The following is a 21,560-nucleotide window of genomic DNA, read 5'->3' as shown; positions in this document are numbered from 1 at the left end:
CTCTATACCCAAACAAGCTATTTGCATATCTAAATAAAATGATAAATGGGGCTTACTTTACTTAAGTCTTTATTTTATAAGGTATGCGACAATATGCCGCACCTACCACAATGAGATAATCTTTATAATGCAGCGCAATTATCCAAGTGAATGGAAGACAATAAAATGGCTGCAAATTCTGCGTATTTATCTCACGCCTTTAACACCTCAATACTCTATTCATCCCTTGCGATTGCGCTAGGAATTGCCCCTATAACACAGGCAATGGCAGATGATAGCGAAGTCGCTAATATTGAACATATCCAAGTCCATGGTCAGCAAAGTGAGCCCCGAAACATCCTAGGCTCAGCAGAAAATAGACTTAAAGAACAAGGTGTTGATTTTTCTGAAGCGGGCGGCGTATCGGCCCTACCTATCCTCAATGGCATGATGGGCGATCGCATCAAAGTGCTGGTCGATGGCGCAGACATTACCGCCTCCTGCGCAAACCAAATGAATCCACCGCTGTCCTATATCTCCGCCAATCAAATCACCACGGCCGAAGTCATTGCGGGCGTATCGCCAGTCAGTGCCGGTGGCGACAATATTGCGGGTGTGATCAAGGTTAGCAGCCTTAACCCTAAATTTGGTGAAAGCGAGGCTATCAAGTGGAATAGTGGCGATATTTCAACTGGATACCGTAGCGTGAGTGACACTTTATTACTCGGCACCAACGCCACAGTCGCCAGCAAAAATGTCAGTCTTAGCTATCAAGGCGCCTATGAAGATGCCAACAGCTATAAAGATGGCAATGGCGATAAAGTCATCGATACCCTGTACCGCGCACAAAACCATGCACTGACCGCCGCATGGCGCGATGAGACTCAAGAAGTTGCCATCAAATTGACCCACCAAAATATTCCATTCCAAGGTTTTGCTAACCAATACATGGATATGACGGATAACAAGAGTTACGGTGCCCTCGCCCGTTATCAACTTAAACTCGACGATGACGGTGAATTCAGTGCCCAAGTAAACTGGCACGGCGTGAAACACGAGATGGGCTTTTTCACCCCAGAAAAAACCGGCAAGATGCCAATGAACACTGAAGGTGATGACTACAGCTATCAACTACACTGGCGCTTGCCAATGGGTGATGACAGCACCTTACTGGTCGGCCAAGAATACTATAGCTACCAGCTCGACGATGTTTGGCCTGCGGTGCCTGGCACTATGATGGCGCCCAATGACTACATCAACATCAACGATGGTGAACGCCGCCGTGCCGCCGTTTATGGCGAATGGCAGCAAGATTTAAGTCAAAGCTGGTGGTTATCGGCGGGTATTCGCTTTGAGTATGTCACCACCAATACCGGTGAAGTCCAAGCTTATAGCCCTAGCTCTATGATGGGCATGCCCAATGTCGACGCCGAAGCGGCAAAAGCCTTTAATGCAATGGACAGAAGTAGAGACGATAATCTTATCGATGCGACATTACTAGCGCGTTATCAATTATCGACCAATCAACAACTGGAATTTGGACTCGCCCGTAAAAATCGTGCTCCAAACCTTTATGAGCGTTACAGCTGGGGCCGCGGCACTATGGCGACCACTATGATAGGTTGGTATGGTGATGGTAATGGTTATGTGGGTAATCCGGATCTTAAACCAGAAACCGCCCATACCTTAAGCGCAGCCTACAAATATAACGATGATAGCTGGCAAGTCTCGACCACGGCTTGGTACACAGCTGTGACTGACTATGTCGATGCCGAAGTCATTGGTAGCTTTAATCGTACCAACACGCCTGATGGCAAACGCAATATTCTCCAATTTACTAACCTCGATGCCAATCTCTATGGCGCACGTTTTAATGCGCTCTATCAGTTTGCCGAAACCAGCACAGGTAAGTGGCAAGTGTTAGGCAAAGTGAATGTCACCCGTGGCGAGCGAGATGAAGGTGATGAACCTTTATATCAAATCAAGCCGCTACAAACGGAACTGGCACTGCAACATCAGTTAGGTAACTGGGAAAACAGTCTTTCATGGCAATGGGTTGCGACCAAAGATCGCGTCGATGACCGCCGCCTTGAAAATGAAACTGACAGCTACTCCTTGCTCAATTTGAACAGCAGCATGAAATGGCAAGATCTGACCGTCACCTTCGCCGTCAATAACCTGTTTGATACCTATTATGCGTTGCCACTGGGCGGCGTGAGTGTGGCTGAATTTAAGGCCGATAATACCAATGGCTTTAATCAGGTGGCTGGCGCGGGACGCTCATTTGAACTCAGCGCAAGCTATGCGTTTTAACCTTAGCGGTTCATTAGACGAATAGCCGTAATCAGCGCGTTATACAAAAAGGGCAAGCAGATTAAATAGTTAATCGCTTGCCCTTTGTTATTTTAATTCAGTAGCTTAAATATGGATATTAAAACCTAAAGCACTCAGTGCCCAACTCACTGCGCACAGATGCGCATCTGTGCGCATTAGTTACCTGCAATCTTCATTTCAGATAACAAGATACCGCCGGTACGAATCGATGAGCGCAAATCAAAATCCTTACTCACGGCTTGTACGCCACGGAACATCTCTTTCAAGTTGCCCGCGATAGTGATCTCTTCCACTGGATATTGGATCTCGCCGTTTTCAACATAGAAGCCCGCCGCACCACGGGAATAATCCCCCGTGACCATGTTCACGCCTTGGCCCATGACTTCGGTCACAATCAAACCTGTGCCCATGTCTTTAACTAGTTGGTCGAAAGTTTGGCCCGTGTGGCCAAGCGTCCAATTGTAGATACCGCCCGCATGACCCGTGTTCGGCAAACCTAATTTTCGCGCCGAGTAGCTAGTCAACAAATAGGTTTCTAACATGCCGCGGTCGATAATGCGTCTATCTTGGGTCGCCACGCCTTCGCTATCGTAGTTCGCACTCGCCAATGCGCCCAGTAAATGCGGCTGCTCTTCGATACTGAACCAATCGGGGAAGATTTGTGTGTGGATTGCATCCAATAAGAAGCTGGATTTACGGTATAAACTGCCGCCACTGATGGCACCAATTAAGTGACCAATTAAGCCAGTTGCTATCTCAGGAGCCAATAAAATAGGTAAACGTGTCGTGGCAATCTTGCGCGCACCTAAACGGCTCACCGTCTTCTCGGCGGTCTTTAACCCTACGGTTTCTGGCGCAAGCATCTCACTGAATTTACGGGCGATAGTGTAATCGTAATCCCGTTGCATATTGCCTTCGCTATCTTCACCGATCACGCTGCAACTCAAACTATACCGTGAGCTGCAATAACCGTTTAAAAAGCCATGGCTGTTGCCATACACTTTAACCGCGGTGTGCGCATTGGCACTGGCGCCATCGGAATTATTGATACGAGGATCGGCATCGAGTGCCGCAGTTTCGGCGCGGATGGCAAGCTTCGCTAATTCCTCGGGGGAAATATCTTCAGGATAATAGAGCTTAAGATCGCGGATCTGATTTGCCATCAAGGCGTTATCGGCAAGGCCACTGAATGGATCGGGAGAAGTATAACGGGCGATATCGTCGGCCGCTTTCACCGCTAAGGCAATGGCCTCAGGGCTTAAATCCGACGTTGATGAACTGCCCTTGCAACCATCGCGGTAAACCGTAATTCCTAAGGCACCATCTTTATTAAATTCAACGGTTTCAACTTCTTTTAAACGGGTAGAAACCGATAATCCCTGTTGTTTGCTGATCGCCACTTCGGCCGCGTTCGTTCCTAGTTTGTTGGCATATTCGAGTGCCACGGCAACCGCATCTTTCAGCGCGCCCAATTCACTATCAATTCTGTTCAAAGACACAAAGCTACTCTTTCGTTGTCGGCAATGGCGCTAGCATAACAAACACAAAACCCATTCACATTAATTATTAACGTCATATCAGTAGCAAAATGAGACTGATGACCCGCACTATAAGCACATTCACCTAGGCGATTTTTGGCTGGAGATGTTATTATTAGCAAGATTTTTACTTGAGGTTTTATCTATATGAAGATAGTTGGTGATTCAGAGCATTTTAAACAGCCCTACGACATTGATGAAGATTATGTCAGCAGCAAAACATCGGACAAGCGTGATAGCGAAGCCGTGCAAAAAGTCGGTATGGAGCTTGTTTCACTGAGCAAGACTCAGCTAGATAAAATCGAGCTGGATGAGTTTTTGTACGACGCTATTTTGCAAACGCGCAAAATCAAGGTCAATACTGAGGCGTACCGTCGCCATATGCAGTATATCGGCAAATTGATGCGCAATTTTGATATTGAACCGATCAAAGCTGCTCTCGCTGTTGTGTTAAACAAAAACAACAACGAAACCGCTAAACTGCAGATGTTTGAGAAAATGCGTGAGCGTTTGTTAACCCAAGGTGACGATGAAATTCAAACCTTAGTCGAGCACTATCCGCAATTAGACAGACAAAAACTGCGTACTTTGGTGCGTCAAGCGACTAAAGAGCTGGCTAAAAGTCCAGAATCAAAATCATCTAAAGAGCTGTTTAAATATCTACGCAGCGAAATCCAAGACTAATTAACTTCAGCCTCACAAGGATGTTGCTTATGCGACTCAGCAAAATGTTAGCGGTATTTTCTTGGGTGTTACTGGGCGCATTAGCGCTCAGTGGTTGTAATGGCGCCGCCGATGAAGATAATGGCGGCACAGATGCCACTGACGGTATCTATAAACTGTCTATCGACTTTAAAACCTTATCGGGTTCTGAATGCGGCAGTTTGACGTCACTCCAACATTTCCCTAAAGACACAGGGTTTTGCGCAGTCGCGAAGTTAAAGAAAAGCTCAGCCGCAGTCAGTAATCAGAAAGTCGACTTTACGACTGACCTTGGTGTATTAACGCCCAGCAGCAAGCTAACCGACAATAACGGTGAAGCCATTATTATCGTGAGTAATCCAGATTTACTCATCAATGCTGGAACAATTTCGGCAACAACCATCCCAAAAGATTCCACAACAGCACTCACCGCTAGCCGCAATTTTGAGTTTTTAAGCACGGGCGATAATACCTCTCCGACCACCCCTAAACTCAGCGCCAGTATTTTAAGCAGTTCGGCCTTAGTCACTCGCTTTAAAGTCGATGAGGCGGTGCAACTGCAAGCCATATTGCTCGATAGCGAAAGTAAGGGTATCGAAGGCGCTAAAGTGACCTTTACTGCAGGTTCGGCAACGCTCAATCCAGCCAGTGCGCTAACCAACAATCAAGGTATTGCGCAGGTGACCTACACGCCAAGTGGCAGTGAATTAGGGGCAAACGCCTTAACGGTCACTGTGGATTATCAAGGTCAATCGCTGCAAACCAGTAGCCTGTATGAAGTGTTGAGTAAAGATGCCGTCAACCAAGAAGGTACGCTAAAACTCGGCTCATTCAATGGCACAGTGTTTACCGAAGGCAAATTAGCAAGCACCTTAACGGCCGATGCCAAGGGCGTATATAAGATCAGCGCAGGTGGCAGCTTTGGCGTAAGCGCAAGTTTAGTCTTAGAGGCCAATGACGGCACAATTACGCGAGTACAAACACCGGCTTCCATCAGCTTTAGTTCAGATTGCACCACAAACAATAGTGCAACTCTCGATACCCCCGTTACCACCCTATCGGGTAATGCCAGTTCGACCTTCCAAGACACAAGTTGCAGCGGCAATAGCGAGCGTAACGATCAAATCATCGCCACCACAGTTGCGGGCAATCAAACCTTAACGGCTAGCCTACCTTTTACCCTACAACGCCAAACGCTGGCTAGCTTAAGTTTTGAATCGGCGGAACCCACTCAAATTCGCATCAAAGGTGCGGGCGGTACGGGTTCAAGCGAATCCTCTTTAGTCAGCTTTAAAGTCACCAGCGCCAATGGTCAACCCGCAGCGCAGCAAGAGGTCAGCTTTACCTTAGATACGGTTGTCGGTGGTTTAAGTTTTGCCAATGGCACTGCGAATGCGCAAAGCCTGACTAACTCCCAAGGTATCGCCAGTGTACGGGTATTATCCGGTACCGTCCCCACGCCAGTGCGCGTAGTCGCTACTGCGGTTGATACTGATACTAAAGAAGTCATCACTAGCCAATCTGAACAATTAACCGTGAATACGGGTCTGCCACAACAGCTTGGATTTAGTTTAGCGACCAGTAATGCCAATCCTGAAGCGGGTAACATTGATGGCGAAAAAGTCACAGTGACCGCAAGACTGTCTGATAGTTTTGGCAACCCTGCGCCCAATGACACAACAGTTAACTTCACCAGTGAAGGCGGCCAAATAGAGCCAAGCTGCTTAACTCAAAATGGTGTCTGCAGTGTGACTTGGACATCAAGCGATCCAAGACCTCAAGACCATCGCATAACAGTATTAGCCTACGCTTTAGGTCACGAAACCTTTTTCGACACCAATGGTAACAACCAATTTGATTCGGCCGATGGTAGCGCCATTGCAAAAGCTTGCTTGATAAATGGCGTTCCTGTGGCTTGCAGTGGTAACGGCTTAGATGTAGAAACCTTCCACAACTCAGGCTTTAGCGATCTGCCGACAGCCTTTCGCGATGATAACGAAAACTTTGCCTATGACAGTGGTGAACGCTATTTCGATAACCTCGCCAGCAGCACCTATAAAGGCGCCGATGGCAAGTTTAACGGCCCTCAATGTCAAGGCGCACTGTGTGGCACAGGCCAAGCCAACAAGACTTATGTTCGCAAAGCAACCGTGATGGTAATGTCAGGTTCAACAGCCTATTTCAGCCTATGGCAAGATGGTGTCAAAGTATATGAAGATCGCCAAGGTCAAAATATTCTCAATAATCTTGACGCATTAACTGCAATCCCTGCCGGGAAAACGGCTAAATTTACCGTAAAATTCTACGATAGTGCCGATCAAATTATGCCCTCGAGCACAACGCTTAATATCGGTGCGGATAAAGGGGAATTACTATCAACAACCTATACTGTCCCTAAAACGAATAATGCTAATGCTGGTATGACGGACTTTTTCCTCAAGAATACTGGAACCGCTAGCAGCCAAGTGGTACTAACAGTGAATACACCAAGTGGTGTTGAAACCTTGCTTAAGTTCAATATATTGCTGCAATAGTCGGTAATGTATCCGTAAAACAAAGACCCGCCAATGCGGGTCTTTTTTTAGCTCCAGATGACCTATCATTGGGGCTAAGAAAAAACACGCAAGAGGTGTATCCTCTGGCTTTTCCTCTTGCTTTCCAATGCCTTCTGTAAACTCTCTGCTACTCTTGTTTATCCTCTTGATCTCCCACGCTCGCTTTAGCAGGACTCATCAGCCTCAAGGTAAAGAACGTCATGGCACTGAGCACCAGCGCAATTTCGAGGCGGCCAGTGGCGACCGATATTCCGATAGCTCCTGTTAACCACAGGCTTGCTGCTGTTGCTGTACCTGAAACAACACCTTCACCTTTCACCGCATTTTTAAGAATGGCACCGCCACCAATAAACCCTATCCCTGTGATGATACCTTGCATCACACGGGCTTCTGCATCCGTTGAGCTCAGTACCTCAATACCAACCAGCATATATCCGCATGCGGCAACCGCGACCAGCGGAAAGGTGCGTAAGCCCGCCGTACGTTCACGCTTTTCACGGTCCCAACCGATCGGCAGGGCCAGAATAAAGGCAAACAATAAATCGCGTACATGCAGTGCGGCAACACTCAATTCAAGATCAGGTATTAGGTTCATAGGCCTTTTTACAGAGTTTAAAAGTGAGTCTAAAAATCCTAGTCAAGCTCTGCTTATCGACCTTTAGCTGCGACAAAACAGGCGTTCCACAACCAGTCTGAAGGATACAAATCACAGCGTCGGTGCGTTGTCGAACTGAACAAAAAAACGGCATATGGTGATGCAGATACAGTCCAGTGGATGGTTCGCTATCGAACAGACACAGCCCATCAACTCAATAAGAATCGATAAAGGTTGGCGGTTTGAGCAGTATCTCTATTGTCAACATTCCCCACCTCACCGGAGAACAATTATGACTATGAACAAAAAACCAGACCCGTCATCACGAGTGCAAAGCAAAGATGACTCATCCGTCGCCACAACTGAGGGTATGGAATCAGTGCTTAAAACGAATGACATAGTTGCAAAGCAAGCTCGCGATAGCGATACCTTGGTCGCGGCTATGCCCTACAACATTAATAAGGCATTCGACTATGGTCATGATAACGCTATGGCACCTGTACCTGGAGTGACTGTGGAGTTGCCCTCTATCGCATTAACGGCAAGCACAGCAACTGAGGATATCGAAACGGCTAAAACCGGTAGCGCAGTGCGGCCTGGGATTAACCCTATGGTCGACTCGCTCAATCGGGTTCGTGTCGATGCGAGCGCTCAGCCTTTGACCACCAATCAAGGGGTTAGGATTGGCGATAATCAAAATAGCCTGAAAGCTGGATTACGCGGGCCATCCTTGCTTGAAGATTTCATCCTGCGGGAAAAAATTACCCATTTCGATCACGAACGTATCCCAGAACGAATCGTTCATGCTCGCGGTTCAGGAGCTCACGGCTACTTCAAAGCCTATGACGCGCTGGGCAAATATACTCGCGCAGCACCTTTTGCGGAGCAAGGCAAAATCACCCCTGTGTTCGTACGTTTTTCTACGGTAGCTGGCGAGCGTGGCTCAAAAGACACGGCGCGTGATGTGCGCGGCTTTGCGGTGAAGTTCTATACCGACGAGGGTAACTGGGATCTGGTTGGAAATAACATGCCAGTATTCTTTATTCAGGATGCGATGAAGTTTCCCGATCTAGTGCACGCAGTTAAACCAGAGCCACACCACGGCATGCCTCAGGCGGCATCGGCCCATGATACGTTTTGGGACTTTGTTTCACTGATGCCAGAATCCACCCATATGCTGATGTGGGTGATGTCGGACCGCGCTATACCGCGCAGTTATCGCATGATGCAAGGTTTTGGCGTGCATACCTTCCGTTTAGTGAACGAAGAGGGGCAATCCGTATTTTGTAAATTCCACTGGAAGCCGCTGCAAGGCACGCATTCATTGCTGTGGGATGAGGCGGTGAAAATATCGGGCGCCGATCCTGATTTCCACCGACGTGATTTATGGGAAGCCATAGAGTCGGGCGAGTTTCCAGAATGGGAGCTCGGGTTACAAATTTTTAGCGAGGAACAGGCCGATGGTTTCAGCTTCGATGTACTCGATTCAACTAAGCTGATCCCAGAGGAACTGGTGCCAGTACTGCCTGTTGGGCGTATGGTGCTCAATCGCAATCCTGATAACTTCTTTGCCGAAACCGAACAGGTTGCGTTCTGTACCGCACATGTTATTCCGGGCATAGACTTCTCTAATGACCCACTGCTTGCGGGTCGTATCCACTCCTATGTGGACACGCAAATTACCCGCTTAGGTGGCGCTAATTTTCACGAAATCCCGATCAATGCGCCACTAGCCCCAGTTCAAAATAACCAACGCGACGGCATTCATCGTCAGGCGATCCATCGTGGCCGTGTTGCCTACGAGCCAAATTCACTGGCGGGTGGCTGTCCATTTCAAGCTGGAAGCAGCGGATTTGTATCGTTTCCAGAAAGAATTAGCGAAGACAAAATCAGGGGTAAGCCGGAAAAATTTGCCGAGCACTATCTACAAGCCACTTTGTTTTTCAACAGTCAAACGGCTGTCGAAAAAGCCCATATTGTCGATGCATTTCGCTTCGAGCTCAGCAAAGTTACAGTCACTGCCATACGCAATCGGATGCTGTCCTCGTTGGTGAATGTCTCCCCTGAACTTGCCGCTGAAGTTGCAGCAGGCCTAGGCATGGCTGTTCCAGATGCAATGCCCAAAGCCATCGCTGAGCCGCAGTCACCTGAAGTAACAGTCTCTACCGCCTTGTCGCTGATGGCATTACCGGGCGAATGCGGTATCCGTACACGTCAGATTGCCGTGTTAATCGAGGACGGTGTTCACCATGCATCCTTGGTCAGCCTTCATTCGGCCTTAGTGGAAGCTGGAGCTGTCGTTCATTTTGTTGGGCCGCGAATAGGGAGCTTTGTGGGTGCTTCAGGCGAGAAAATAGAAGCGGACAAATCGATGGAGAATTCTCCGGCTGTGCTGTTTGATGCCTTGGTCCTACCCGATGGAAACGAGGTGGTTCAAGCTCTCGCAGGCTATAGCCACACAATCCCATTTATAAAAGAGTTGTACCTACACGGCAAAACAATCCTCGCTTTAGGTGACGGACGGGAACTGCTGGATTTGGCCAACATTGGATTCCGCATGGAAGAAGACAGGGGGATCCTGCTAGTAGACAGCAGCAATATGGCTGAAATTGTGCCGGTATTTATTGATGCGGTCGCATCTCATCGCCACCCTTCTCGCTATTCAATAACGCTGTAGGCACATGAAGCAGTCCAATTATCGCTCACGACCAACCACTGCTTAAAAAATGCCACTAAAAGGATAAAGCTATGAACAAGAAACCTTATATCAAAAAACAGCTACACGAGTTGCTGTATCAGGCTATCGAGACAGAGCGCGGTGGCATAAAAATCTACGAAACGGCCCTGTCATGCGCGCTAAACAAAGATTTAAAAACTGAATGGCAAGAATACCTTGAGCAAACCCGCATCCACGAGCAGGTACTTATGGATGTTTTTGGTGAGCTAGGGTTGGATCCTGACACTAAGACACCTGGTCGTGAAGTCGTGGCTCATATAGGGAATTCACTGGTCAAAGCGATGCAAATAGCAAAGACACGAGGCAGTACTGCCGCAGCGCAACTGGTCGCTGGCGAGTGCGTGGTTCTGGCAGAAACAAAAGATCATCAGAACTGGGAGCTGATTGGACATCTGGCAGAACACGGTGAAGGTGAGGAAACCAATGCACTAAGGACTGCGTTTGAATTGGTGGCGCAGGATGAGCACCATCATCTCTATCACACCAAGGGATTCCTACGCGAACTATGGATCGAATCGCTGGGTTTACCCGCCGTCCTACCGCCGCCTGAGGAAATTAAAAAAGTGGAAACCGCCATTGGCGCCGCGCGGGCAATAAACCTACGCGATGACATGTTGAAGTCTAAAAGCTAATGGATATATGGCGGCATCAAATAGCGGAGTGACGCCAACAAGGAAGTCTGTGCAGTTATAACCGCACTGTTTTTCAGTTCCAACAACAATGCCAACACTGTGGATAACCTTACTATGAATCGAACCGGTAAATTCGGAGGCGGATTTGTTTGAGTCATGCTGCCGTATCTTGCCTTAATTGTCGATAATAGTTTTCCTCATATTCAGCTGGCGGGATATCGCCAATCGAGCCCAGTAATCTTCTGTTGTTAAACCAGTCAACCCAATCCAGCGTTGCAAGCTCGACCTGCTCCAACCCTCGCCAAGGGCCGTCTTTATAAATGACCTCGGCTTTGTACAGGCCATTTATCGTCTCGGCTAATGCATTGTCATACGAGTCACCAACGCTGCCGACAGACGCGGTAAAGCCTGCTTCTGATAATCGTTCTGAGTATCGTATCGAGACATACTGGCTTCCTCTGTCGCTGTGATGAATAACGCCTTTAGGCTTGCCCCTGGCCCATAAAGCCTGTTCCAGTGCATCCAGAATTAACTGCGTCTGCATCGACTTCATTACCCTCCAGCCCACAACTTTACGGGAGAACACGTCGGTGACGAAGGCGACGTAAACGAAGCCTGACCAAGTGGCCACATAGGTAATATCTGCCACCCAAAGCTGGTTTGGCCGACTTGCCGTAAACTCCCGGTTAACCAGATCCAGCGGCTTAGCAGCACTCTCATCAGGGATCGTTGTGACACAACGACGTCCTCGTCGCACGCCCTGGATCCCAAGAGTGCTCATCAGTCTGGCAACAGTACAGCGGGCTACTGTAAAGTCTTCTCGCTTCAGTTGCTTCCAGACCTTCCTGATGCCATAGCATTGCCGATTGTCCTGCCATACGCGCAGAATCTCTGGCTTTAACGCCTCATCCTGATGATAACGCTGACAGCGCAGCTGTGGCTGGGCTGCAAGTGACTTGCACCGGAAATACGTTGATGGCGCGATTTGCAGCACACGACAAATCGGCTCGACACCATGCAACGCTCGGTGCGAATCAATGAACTGGACTATTTCTTCGGTTTGCGGTCGAGCTCCGCTTGGGCAAAAAACGCAGCAGCTTTTTTCAGGATCTCGTTGGCCTGCTTAAGCTCTTTGTTCTCTCGCTCAAGTTGTTTGATCTTGGCTGCGGCATCGGTGGTAACTCCAGGCCTTTTGCCTGAATCCACCTCAATTCGATTAACCCAAGCCCTTAATGTCTCAGGTGTACAGCCAATTTTTGATGAAATAGACACCAGCGCTGCCCACCTGGAAGGGTGATCATGCTCTGAGGTTAAAACCATACGAACTGCGCGTTCGCGGACTTCTGCGGAATAAGTTGTTCTCTTGTTCATAGACTAATTCTCTCAAGAAAATTAGCCTCCGACAAACCCGGTATGATTCACTACCTTATTTATAAATACAAAATGGAGAGACACATGTCAGAAGTTAACCTAGGTATGGAAACGATGAAAGATCGCCGCGTTCCAGCAAACAGCATTAACACCCCATACGGATCTAGCGCCGTCTCATGGGCAGCCATCTTTGCAGGAGCGGCAGGCGCCGCAGCACTGTCACTGTTATTAATGCTCTTAGGCACTGGGCTGGGTTTCTCTGCTATATCGCCGTGGAGCATGGAGGGCATCAGTGCAGCAACCTTTGGTGTTGCAGCAATCGCATGGCTGAGTTTCACTCAACTCGCTGCATCAGGCATGGGCGGTTATCTAGCCGGACGACTACGCACCAAATGGACAGATGTACATACGGATGAAGTGTACTTTCGCGATACCGCTCACGGTTTTCTGACATGGGCTGTCGCATCACTGCTAACTGTTGTGGTACTGACGTCCGTCGTGGGTAGCATTGGCAGTGGCGTCCGTGCTAGTGCTGACGTTGTCGGTAAAGCCGCAAGTGCCGCAGGAACTGCAGTGGGTTCGGCGGCAACGCTAGCCACAGGTGAAGCTGGCAATGGCAACCATTCCATCGGCTATTTTGTTGATTCACTGTTCCGTGATGACTCTAACGGCTCCCGTAAAAGAACAACACCGCAGGTAAATAAACCAGCCCAAGAAATCCCAGCAGAAAGAATGACACCTCAGGTCAATGAACAAATGCCTGAAGTCCAAACTGAAGCTACAGCCCCCCAAGTAAACGCATTGGCAAACGAGCAACCCCCTGAAATCTTGCCAATTCCAGTCCGTGAAGTCTCACGGATACTCGCACAGGCACTGCAAACAGGTACGTTGTCACCAGAGGACGAACGCTATATAGGTCAACTCATTACACAACGCACCGTTCTGACTCAGCAGGAAGCAGAGCAGCGAGTGTCACAAGGGTTTGAGAAAGTGCAAACCACGCTGAAAAATGCGGAAACTACGGCTCGCCAAGCCGCAGATGAAGCACGTAAAGCATCGGCCTATGCTGCACTTTGGATGGCGGTAGCACTATTGTTGGGCGCATTCGTCGCCAGTGTGATGGCTATTTTCGGTGGCCGTCAACGCGATGCTTAATTCGCACACTGTTTATTCAATTTAAAGGAGGTTGTTATGCGTTCAGTATTACTTTGGTTTATCGGGATCCCAATTCCGATCATTATCTTAATCGCGCTGTTCTTTTAGAACACGTGACTCCCTTTACCAGTATGCGGAGTACTATCTGGTAAAGGGTTTTTATCGTCTAACTTAGGTGAATTGCCATGTATTGAACTCAACTAATTTTGTAGCTCTACTGCACGGCGTAAACGGAAACTCCGTAAAGCCAAATACATCGCTCCCACTGCCGCCCAAATGAGCCCCAGCTCTAATGATTGTGGTTCTAAGTTCACCCAAAGCACACCAATAGTACCCGCGCCACACAATGGCAAGACTAAGTATTGCAAGTGATCTCTAAGTGATTGATTACGCTGATCCCTCACATAAAACTGCACAATGACAGATAAATTCACGAAGGTAAAAGCGACTAAAGCACCAAAATTAACTAAGGCTAGCGCCATTTCTAAGTCAAATGAGACGGCAGATAGCGCAAGCGCGCCCACCAACAGAACATTAAATGCTGGGGTGCGCCACTTAGGGTGGATATAAGCAAACCCTTTACGTGGCAGCATATTATCCCGCCCCATCACATATAAAATCCGTGCAACGCCTGCATGGGCTGCCATACCCGAGGCTAATACTGCAACCGTGGTTGCCACTAATACGATGGACTGGAATAGATTACCGCCAACGTAGAGTGCAATTTCAGGCAATACCGCATCAAGCTGTTGAAAGCGTGAGATATCCGGGAAATAAAGCTGCAAGAAATAGGATACACCAACAAAAATCACGCCACCGATCAAGGCTGTCAACACAATCGCGCGAGGAATAACACGTTGAGCATCCTTAGTTTCTTCGGTCAGCGAACTTAATCCATCAAAGCCGAGGAAGGAGAAACACAGAATCGTCGCCCCCGTGAATAATGGCGCCATCGCCATATTATCTGCATAAAATGGTCGTACACTCGCAATCACACCCTCGCCTTCACCGAGGGAAATGCTATAGCCCATTAGACCAATAAACACCACAATAATGGCTAGCTGTGCAAACACTATCACCCCATTAAAGTTAGCGACCAGATCTATCCCCTTAAGATTAAGTAAGGTCATTATGGTCACAAGAGCGAAAATAAAGATCCAAGGTTCAACATTGGGGAACATAGCGGTTAAATAGATTTTTGCCAGTAACATATTGATCATCGGCATAAACATATAATCCAGCAGCGATGACCAGCCCACCATAAAACCGACGTTCGGACTAAAGGTTTTTTGAGCATAAGTGTAGGCTGAACCCGCATAAGGATATTTACGCACTAAGTGGCCATAACTGAACGCGGTAAATAAGATCCCAGCGAGCGCAAAAAGATAGGATGTAGCAACATGACCTGAGGTTATCTCGGAAACAATACCAAAGGTGTCAAAAACGGCCATCGGCGTGAGATAGGCAAGCCCCATTACCACCACTTGCCATAAGTTGAGGGTCTGCTTCAAACCCGGATTTTGTTGACTCATCAGCACACCCCCATTCTATAGGGATGAACACTTAACCATACATCTGCAATTGGTTTTTGCTTGTGAGTCACCATCAACACCTTAGGTTGAATAGCTAACGCAACTACTTGATTTACAGCAACGACCGAAAATTCGGTACACAACAACCTCATTGGTTTGTCCTCAGTAAAATAGGTTCAGCCGAACCTCATATCATTTCCGGATGTTTACCGGCCTCAATTGGTGTTAAACGCATATTCATAAATGAAAAATAACCGAGCCACTGAGTAGCTCGGTTATTTTTTCGGCGCGCATTCTCCCCCAAAACCAACCAGAAGACAACCCAATAAAAATATTAAGTGATCCGCAATCTGTGATGGTTTAGCGAAAAACGACAGAATCTAAGTATAAGACTTGATAACCGCTCACGATCCTCAATCTGCTTTAGTCAGAACCAATGTTTCCCTTTGTCGACACATTAGAAGAATCACCAGCAGCATTGCGCAGCAAGGTTTGTAATTGTTGTAGCTCGAGTCTGATGGCTTTCAACTCCTCGTGCATTTGTCTTTGTTCCTGCTCTAAGATTTGTTTGTCTTGCTCACGCTCTAATGCATGCTCTTCGTCGCTGAAGGTTTGCATGGTATTGACGATAATCGCAATAAACAAATTTAGCATTGTGAAAGTCGCTACCAGAATAAATGGTACGAAAAATACCCAAGCATAAGGGTAGACTTCCATCACTGGCCGCGAAATTCCCATAGACCAGCTTTCAAGCGTCATTATTTGAAATAGGGTATAAAATGAGTCAGCAATAGTGCCAAACCATTCAGGGAATGCATCGCCAAAAATTTTGGTAGCAATCACCGCAAACACATAATAAATCAACAGTAATACCGTGGCGATCGATGCCAATCCAGGAAGTGATCCCAACAGCGCAGACACCACCCGTTTCATTGATGGCACAATTGTTAACACTCTCAGCACCCGCAATACCCTGAGCGAACGCAGGACAGCCAATGGCCCAGATGCAGGGATCAGTGCTATCACTATCACGGTAAAATCGAACACGTTCCAAGGGTCTTTAAAAAATTTCCCCCTGTAGGCATAAATCCGCAGCAATAACTCCACCACAAATACACTCAGCAGCACCTTATCAAGACTCATCAACAAAGCACCGTATTGCGCCATCAGGCTGGCTGAGGTCTCCATACCTAACTGCACCGCGTTGATTAAAATCAATGTCAAAATAAAATGACCAAACCAGTTTTGCTCAACCAAGTTAATCACTCGTGCCTGCAAACCCGTTGGCGCGTTAAGTAAAGATGTACTCATGTCGACTCCTATAATCACAATGGCGGCGATTGTAGCGATTGTACTTTCAGATGCCCAGTTCTTTGCGGTGGGCTATACCAATCGTATTAAATGACAACAGGAGTAAACGCAGCGGATTGACTAAGATTCGAATGATATGAGTAACAAATTTTTGGTGGGGGCAAAGCGTCGTTGCGTCCTAGCAAACTATTCACACTCGCCAATAAATAGAAATAGCGAATATTGCTAAACCTAGGGGTTATCAATTAACAACAACTTCGCTCTTCGCTTGATCCCTACAATTGCTAGGCCGAAAAAGACCGCAAATAAGCCCCAGAGTTGTAGCCATTTTGGGGTTACACTCGCCCAACTCGCCCCCATTTGATTGAGCTCGAGCATGCCCATAATCGCAGGCACGGCAGGAATAAACTGCGAGCCTAACACCAGCGGCTCGGGGATCAATGCTATCGGCCAAACAAAACCTGATACGAATAGAATGGGCATAGAAATAAGCAGTAGCACTTGTGTTGGTAAATCACGGCGAGTGAACAGTGTGCTCATCGCAACCCCTGCTGCTGCGGTAGCCAGTAAAAACGGCAATAACCACAGCGCAACTAAGCCAAGGCTCGCTTGAATACTGACGTTATACCAGTGATAACAATAGCCCACATAAAAGCTGGTAAAAAATATATAAATCAACATAAAAGCAAGTATACGGCCACAGACTAATTGCACTGGCGACATCTGTTGCCAATACCCTTTATGCCGCCATTGCCCAGCCCCTAAAATACCCGTACCAATCAATAAGGTTTGATGCAGGATCAGCAAAAACAATCCGGGTACCACATAGGGCGTATAACCTAAACTTGGGTTAAAAGCAGGAACGCTATTTAGATGGAGCGATTGTAGACTTTCTTGAGCCTGCTTAGGATTTTGCCCTTGGGCAAGCATGCCAATCAATTGCACTTGTTTACCCGCATCCATTCCCGCACTGACTAAACCTTCGGCAACGGCGGAGTAAATCAAAAAGTAACTGGCGTCACCACCATAACTTAGCGTGACGCCTTTACCGAGCAATAAATCGCGGCGAAATCCTTCGGGGATCACCAATAAACCATGGGCTTTACCTATCTCAATAAATCGCTTCGCCTCGGTAATCGAACCGACTTGACCTATGACTTGAATTTTTGCGCTGGCATCGGCATGACGGATCAATTGACGGCTTAGGGAAGAATGATCTAAGTCCACCACGATCAATTGTTGCTCGGTCGGCACTTGGTTTAGATAGGGCAAAGGATAGAGCACCGAATAAAACAACACGCCACCAAATAAAGTCACGGCAATCGCTTTATCGCTAATAATGGCTTTAAGTTCAGTGAATACCAGCCGCCATATATTCATACTATTGCCCCTTGGCAGGCTGTGCTGCATCCGAATCACTTGCCGCTAACCCACTCTCAGTATTTGCTGTCATGGGCAGTAACTTACGCGCTAATAAATAAATTAGAGGAAACAGGCAGATAAAGCCCCAATAGCTGCTCATTTGGCTCACCACGTCCAGCCCACTGGCGCCGTAACTCACCACGCTCACATGGGACTCCATATAGTGGCTCGACGGCATAATCAATCGCCACCACTGGGCTAATGGCGGCATATCATGGGTCGGGAAGGTAATGCCCATAAAAGCAAAGGCGGGCGCAAATAAAGCGGTACAAAAACTGATGACCCGCGCACTGTCACGCATCACAACAAATATAAATAACACTAAGCTCCAGACCGCCAATAACATCACTAATTGCGCGAGCAGTAATAGGGCTAAACTGCCCGCCATCGGCAGGGCAAGATACAAATACAGCCAAGCTAAAATAAAGCCACCCTGCAACATTAATATCGGCGTAAACAATGCCACTTTAGCCAATACTTTAGGCCAGAAATGTGTGGTTAATCGATCCGATATCACATCGGCTTGTACAACAGACGCTAAATGTAACTCACGATTTAGGCTATTTGCCATCACCAACATCGATAATAACTGCCACAGTGCAATAAGCACTGGCGGCACCAAGAAACCGATATAGTTGTTATTACGATTAAATAATGCCGTAGTTTGGCTTTTGACAGGGCTTAAATTGACTGCCACTTGGGATTTTGGCGTACCCGTTGCCAGTTGTTTTAATTCCGCAACTTGCTGTAATCCCTCACCTAAACTCAGTTGAATTTGGCTTGACAGTAACTTACCCACCAGCAAAAACTGGCTATTGTAGCGCACATCAATTGTCGGTTTATGGCCTGTGAGTAAATCCTTCTTCATATCATAGGGAAAGACCACAATCGCGTAGACTTTCGCCTGCTGCATGGCGCTAACGGCTGAGGATAAATCGGTAAAACTTTGGGGTTCGGTAACGGGATTTGCCTTCATCTGACGGGTCAACATGCGGCTCAATTGGCTATGATCTTGGTCGACAATCGCCACGGGCAGTTGTCTTGGAAGACCGGCACTGAACAGCCACCAAAGGCATAACATTCCCAGTAGCGGAATATAACTTATCAGTGCTAACTGCCAAGGATCATGCCATAGGGCACGCAGCTCACGACGAACTAATGCGACGAACAATGCCATAAAGCCCATGTCAGCAGCCCTTGGCGCGCTGCGAGTGTCCAGCGCTTTGATGTTTGTCGAGTGCTCAGTCACGGCCTTTACTCACCGCGTAGCAGCACTGACATGCCGACACGTAGGTTAGCAATCGGTGCATTGGGGCGTAATTCCACCTCAAAGGTACGCATATCAAAGTCATGGCCACTCTCGGTCGAGCGCCAAGTGGCAAAGTCACCCATGACACTGATATGGGATACTGTAAATTCGACATCCTGCCCGAGTGCCGGAATATTGAGTTGAATTTTATCGCCTTTGTTGAAACGCTTGAGTTGATCTTCACGCACTTGGAACACAGCCCAAGCATCCTGCATATCAATTAAACTCACAATCGGAAAACCACTTGGTGCCAATTCACCCGCCTGTAATAGCACCTCGCTAATTTCGCCCGATTTAGGGGCGCGCATTTGGCTGTCTTCCATCACGGCGCTCACTTCTTTTACCGCGCCTTCAGCCATGCGAGCATTGCCTGCCGCCGCCGCTTTGGTCTCAACTCGTGCGCCTTCCTCGGCCATTTGATACATGGCTAAGGCCGCTTGTTCTGTGTATTTTGCCGCTTGCCATTGAGTAAAGGCTTCATCACGTTTTTGTCTTGCTGCCACACCTTCGTTGAATAAGTTTTCAACGCGGGTATAAGTCGTTTTAGCGAGCGTTGCCGCCGCCTGCGCCTTGAGCCATTGCTCCCTAGCCGCCATCACTTCTTGGCTACGAGCACCATTATTAGCTTCTAACTGCTTAGCCTTAGCGGCATCACGGCCGCCTTCAGCCTGCATCAACTTTGCATCCAGCTCTGGGCTGTGGATGGCAAACAACAAATCCCCTTCGGCCACGCTATCACCACGGCGCACTAACACTTGCTCGACACGACCGGGCACTTTGGATGACACATTGTATTCTCGGGCTTCTATCTGCCCCTGCAATAGACTCGGCTGCGGGCTATAAGCCAGCTTAAGCCCATAGGCTAAGATGAGGCCTAATGCGACCAACGCCACAAGGGCCAGCATTCGATTAGCGCGCATGATTTATCTCCTGCACTGGGTGACGATCGACGGTACGACCAATAAATTCATCTAATTGACCACTGATAGCCATCAATCTGGCATAGGCTTGTACATAACGATAACGGGCAGCCAATTGCTGGGTTTTCACTGCGCTCAGTTTTAGCTCGGCATCGACTCGGTCGATAGAAGTGGAAAGCCCTTGATTAAAAGCAATCTCCCTAAGCCGCAGATTTTCGGTCGCAAGCTCGAGTGAGGTATCAAGCGCCTTCACTTCTTCTTCGGCCTGTAATAATTGGCGATAGCTTTGATCCACCAGCAGGCTTAAGTCTTGCTTGGTTTGTGCCTTGGTATAGCGGGCTTGCAGTAGGGCACTTTTCGCTGCTTCGACCTTACCGCTGCGGCCATCACGGCTGATCAGCGGCACATTAACCCCGACACCAACCATCCAATCAGGCGTAATGCTCGATAAGAGTGTGTCTTCTTCATACAAGGTGTAATTACCAAAGAGGAATACCGTTGGGTGGTATTTCCCCTTTTCTAATGACACTAAACCATTCGCTTGCGCTTCTTTCGCTTCGAGCAATTTGAGTGCTGGATGTTGGCTTAAGGTCATTTGGCTAAGTTGATCTAACGATGGAGCGTGCGGCAGTACGAATAAAGAGGAATGGGTACTCACCTGACTTTGCTGGAGCATACGAGCCAGCGCGATAACAGCCATTTCATGTTGGCGGCGGGCACTACCTAAATTGACTTTAGCATTATCTAAAGCGACCTGAGCATTGAGGCGCTCAACCTTCGCAATTTGCCCTTCGCGCTCCATTGCTAGAGCATGTTCAACATGCTTTGTTAAGGAGCCAACCAGATCGGTTTGGGTCTCAACTAATGCCTGAGTCACATCGACAGCATAATATCTGTCCACCAACTGGGTAAATAAATCGCGGGTGGCTAATTGTAATTCTTGTTGTTTTTCAGCCACCATGGCCGCGTGTATACCTTGAGCGGCCGTGATCTGCCCACCCGTATAAATCGGCCACATTGCCTGCAAGCTCGCACTAAAAATATCTTGCTCACTTAAGGGCAGCGGCGGAATACCCGCGATGATGCCGCCAAGGGCTGGTGGAATAGAAACCACTGAATTTAATTCTTTCAAATCAAACTCTATCGGTTTATCCAAATGAATATAGTTACCGCGAATATCTAAGGAGGGTAAGTTTAACCCCTCTCCGGCCTGCTGCTCGCCTTTAGCACGGTTAACTTCCTGCGACTGCGCCTGTAGCTTATCGCTCACCTTCAGCACTTGTTGCCAAGCGTCACTGAAGCTTATCGGCTCTGCATGCAAAGCCGATGGCAATAAAAAAGGCACTGACAGTAAACACAGCCAAGCCACTCGTGATCGTTTCATTAACACCTCTAGAGTTGTTACTCTAATTTAGTTTGCGGATGATAACATTCATGGTGGAAAGCGGCTAGAACTCGCCTCCTTAAG

General features: G+C 47.9%; 15 protein-coding genes and 1 other annotated feature. Of the genes, 6 read left to right on the top strand and 9 right to left on the bottom strand.

The genetic code is table 11. From position 1 onward, the window contains the following. Positions 1-165 precede the first annotated feature (165 nt). Positions 166-2,292, top strand: a complete 2,127-nt coding sequence (locus tag MZ182_RS02645; RefSeq protein WP_082785931.1) for a TonB-dependent receptor — start codon at positions 166-168, stop codon at positions 2,290-2,292. A 176-nt stretch (positions 2,293-2,468) separates the two neighbouring features. Here MZ182_RS02645 and pmbA read toward each other — a convergent pair whose 3' ends face one another. Further along, the gene (gene pmbA, locus MZ182_RS02640) at positions 2,469-3,812 is read right to left on the bottom strand and encodes a metalloprotease PmbA (RefSeq protein ID WP_248069431.1); all 1,344 of its coding nucleotides are present in this window, start codon (positions 3,810-3,812) and stop codon (positions 2,469-2,471) included. Between the two features lie 186 nt (positions 3,813-3,998). Between pmbA and yjgA the strand changes: the two genes are divergently transcribed. Next, complete coding sequence (yjgA, locus tag MZ182_RS02635) at positions 3,999-4,535, top strand: ribosome biogenesis factor YjgA (protein WP_011790819.1); 537 nt, start codon at positions 3,999-4,001, stop codon at positions 4,533-4,535. A 29-nt stretch (positions 4,536-4,564) separates the two neighbouring features. Then, positions 4,565-7,087 (top strand): Ig-like domain-containing protein, encoded by a 2,523-nt coding sequence (locus MZ182_RS02630; protein WP_248069422.1) that lies wholly within the window; start codon positions 4,565-4,567, stop codon positions 7,085-7,087. A 148-nt stretch (positions 7,088-7,235) separates the two neighbouring features. Here MZ182_RS02630 and MZ182_RS02625 read toward each other — a convergent pair whose 3' ends face one another. Beyond that, positions 7,236-7,703: an MgtC/SapB family protein gene (locus MZ182_RS02625; protein ID WP_025008676.1), complete on the bottom strand. Its 468-nt coding sequence runs from the start codon at positions 7,701-7,703 to the stop codon at positions 7,236-7,238. Positions 7,704-7,995: 292 nt separating this feature from the next. On the opposite strand from MZ182_RS02625, the gene MZ182_RS02620 reads away from it, so the two are divergent. Continuing rightward, positions 7,996-10,380: a catalase gene (locus tag MZ182_RS02620; protein WP_248069420.1), complete on the top strand. Its 2,385-nt coding sequence runs from the start codon at positions 7,996-7,998 to the stop codon at positions 10,378-10,380. Positions 10,381-10,451: 71 nt separating this feature from the next. Next, positions 10,452-11,072: a hypothetical protein gene (locus MZ182_RS02615; RefSeq protein WP_011790823.1), complete on the top strand. Its 621-nt coding sequence runs from the start codon at positions 10,452-10,454 to the stop codon at positions 11,070-11,072. A 154-nt stretch (positions 11,073-11,226) separates the two neighbouring features. Here the strand turns inward: MZ182_RS02615 and MZ182_RS02610 are convergent. Further along, a protein-coding gene (locus MZ182_RS02610; protein WP_165564867.1) for an IS3 family transposase occupies positions 11,227-12,443 on the bottom strand; the annotation gives its coding sequence in 2 pieces (ribosomal slippage) (positions 11,227-12,161 and positions 12,161-12,443; 1,218 coding nt in all). Continuing rightward, positions 12,049-12,165 (bottom strand) — a sequence feature (AL1L pseudoknot). It overlaps the preceding gene by 117 nt. Positions 12,444-12,527: 84 nt before the next feature. On the opposite strand from MZ182_RS02610, the gene MZ182_RS02605 reads away from it, so the two are divergent. Beyond that, positions 12,528-13,598, top strand: coding sequence for a hypothetical protein (locus MZ182_RS02605; protein ID WP_248069596.1), 1,071 nt, complete (start codon positions 12,528-12,530; stop codon positions 13,596-13,598). Between the two features lie 200 nt (positions 13,599-13,798). Here the strand turns inward: MZ182_RS02605 and MZ182_RS02600 are convergent, their stop codons facing one another. The 6 genes from MZ182_RS02600 to MZ182_RS02575 form a co-directional block, all read right to left on the bottom strand. Continuing rightward, entirely contained in the window at positions 13,799-15,130 is a 1,332-nt protein-coding gene (locus MZ182_RS02600; protein WP_248069598.1) for an APC family permease, read from the bottom strand. 423 nt (positions 15,131-15,553) lie between these two features. Continuing rightward, entirely contained in the window at positions 15,554-16,441 is an 888-nt protein-coding gene (locus MZ182_RS02595) for an ion transporter (RefSeq protein ID WP_011918591.1), read from the bottom strand. Between the two features lie 231 nt (positions 16,442-16,672). Beyond that, on the bottom strand, positions 16,673-17,821 hold the full coding sequence (locus MZ182_RS02590; RefSeq protein WP_248069600.1) for an ABC transporter permease: 1,149 nt from the start codon (positions 17,819-17,821) through the stop codon (positions 16,673-16,675). A 1-nt stretch (position 17,822) separates the two neighbouring features. Further along, positions 17,823-19,040, bottom strand: a complete 1,218-nt coding sequence (locus tag MZ182_RS02585) for an ABC transporter permease (protein ID WP_248069628.1) — start codon at positions 19,038-19,040, stop codon at positions 17,823-17,825. 77 nt (positions 19,041-19,117) lie between these two features. Next, complete coding sequence (locus MZ182_RS02580; RefSeq protein ID WP_061782877.1) at positions 19,118-20,092, bottom strand: HlyD family secretion protein; 975 nt, start codon at positions 20,090-20,092, stop codon at positions 19,118-19,120. Beyond that, positions 20,082-21,476: a TolC family protein gene (locus MZ182_RS02575; RefSeq protein ID WP_011918587.1), complete on the bottom strand. Its 1,395-nt coding sequence runs from the start codon at positions 21,474-21,476 to the stop codon at positions 20,082-20,084. The genes MZ182_RS02580 and MZ182_RS02575 overlap by 11 nt, the downstream gene beginning before the upstream one ends. Positions 21,477-21,560 lie beyond the last annotated feature (84 nt).

Source organism: Shewanella sp. JNE2, from assembly GCF_023159115.1.
In the GTDB taxonomy this organism is placed as follows: Bacteria; Pseudomonadota; Gammaproteobacteria; order Enterobacterales; family Shewanellaceae; genus Shewanella; species Shewanella putrefaciens.
This window is presented reverse-complemented; position numbering and strand designations above follow the sequence as displayed.

What these genes read in the sequence shown, in the direction of transcription:
- MZ182_RS02645 (WP_082785931.1), top strand. Translation starts at nt 166, where the DNA reads ATGGCTGCAAATTCTGCGTATTTATCTCACGCCTTTAACACCTCAATA.
- MZ182_RS02575 (WP_011918587.1), bottom strand. Translation starts at nt 21,476, where the DNA reads ATGAAACGATCACGAGTGGCTTGGCTGTGTTTACTGTCAGTGCCTTTT.
- MZ182_RS02625 (WP_025008676.1), bottom strand. Translation starts at nt 7,703, where the DNA reads ATGAACCTAATACCTGATCTTGAATTGAGTGTTGCCGCACTGCATGTA.
- MZ182_RS02620 (WP_248069420.1), top strand. Translation starts at nt 7,996, where the DNA reads ATGACTATGAACAAAAAACCAGACCCGTCATCACGAGTGCAAAGCAAA.
- MZ182_RS02585 (WP_248069628.1), bottom strand. Translation starts at nt 19,040, where the DNA reads ATGGCATTGTTCGTCGCATTAGTTCGTCGTGAGCTGCGTGCCCTATGG.
- MZ182_RS02590 (WP_248069600.1), bottom strand. Translation starts at nt 17,821, where the DNA reads ATGAATATATGGCGGCTGGTATTCACTGAACTTAAAGCCATTATTAGC.
- MZ182_RS02605 (WP_248069596.1), top strand. Translation starts at nt 12,528, where the DNA reads ATGTCAGAAGTTAACCTAGGTATGGAAACGATGAAAGATCGCCGCGTT.
- yjgA (WP_011790819.1), top strand. Translation starts at nt 3,999, where the DNA reads ATGAAGATAGTTGGTGATTCAGAGCATTTTAAACAGCCCTACGACATT.
- MZ182_RS02595 (WP_011918591.1), bottom strand. Translation starts at nt 16,441, where the DNA reads ATGAGTACATCTTTACTTAACGCGCCAACGGGTTTGCAGGCACGAGTG.
- MZ182_RS02600 (WP_248069598.1), bottom strand. Translation starts at nt 15,130, where the DNA reads ATGAGTCAACAAAATCCGGGTTTGAAGCAGACCCTCAACTTATGGCAA.
- MZ182_RS02580 (WP_061782877.1), bottom strand. Translation starts at nt 20,092, where the DNA reads ATGCGCGCTAATCGAATGCTGGCCCTTGTGGCGTTGGTCGCATTAGGC.
- MZ182_RS02615 (WP_011790823.1), top strand. Translation starts at nt 10,452, where the DNA reads ATGAACAAGAAACCTTATATCAAAAAACAGCTACACGAGTTGCTGTAT.
- MZ182_RS02630 (WP_248069422.1), top strand. Translation starts at nt 4,565, where the DNA reads ATGCGACTCAGCAAAATGTTAGCGGTATTTTCTTGGGTGTTACTGGGC.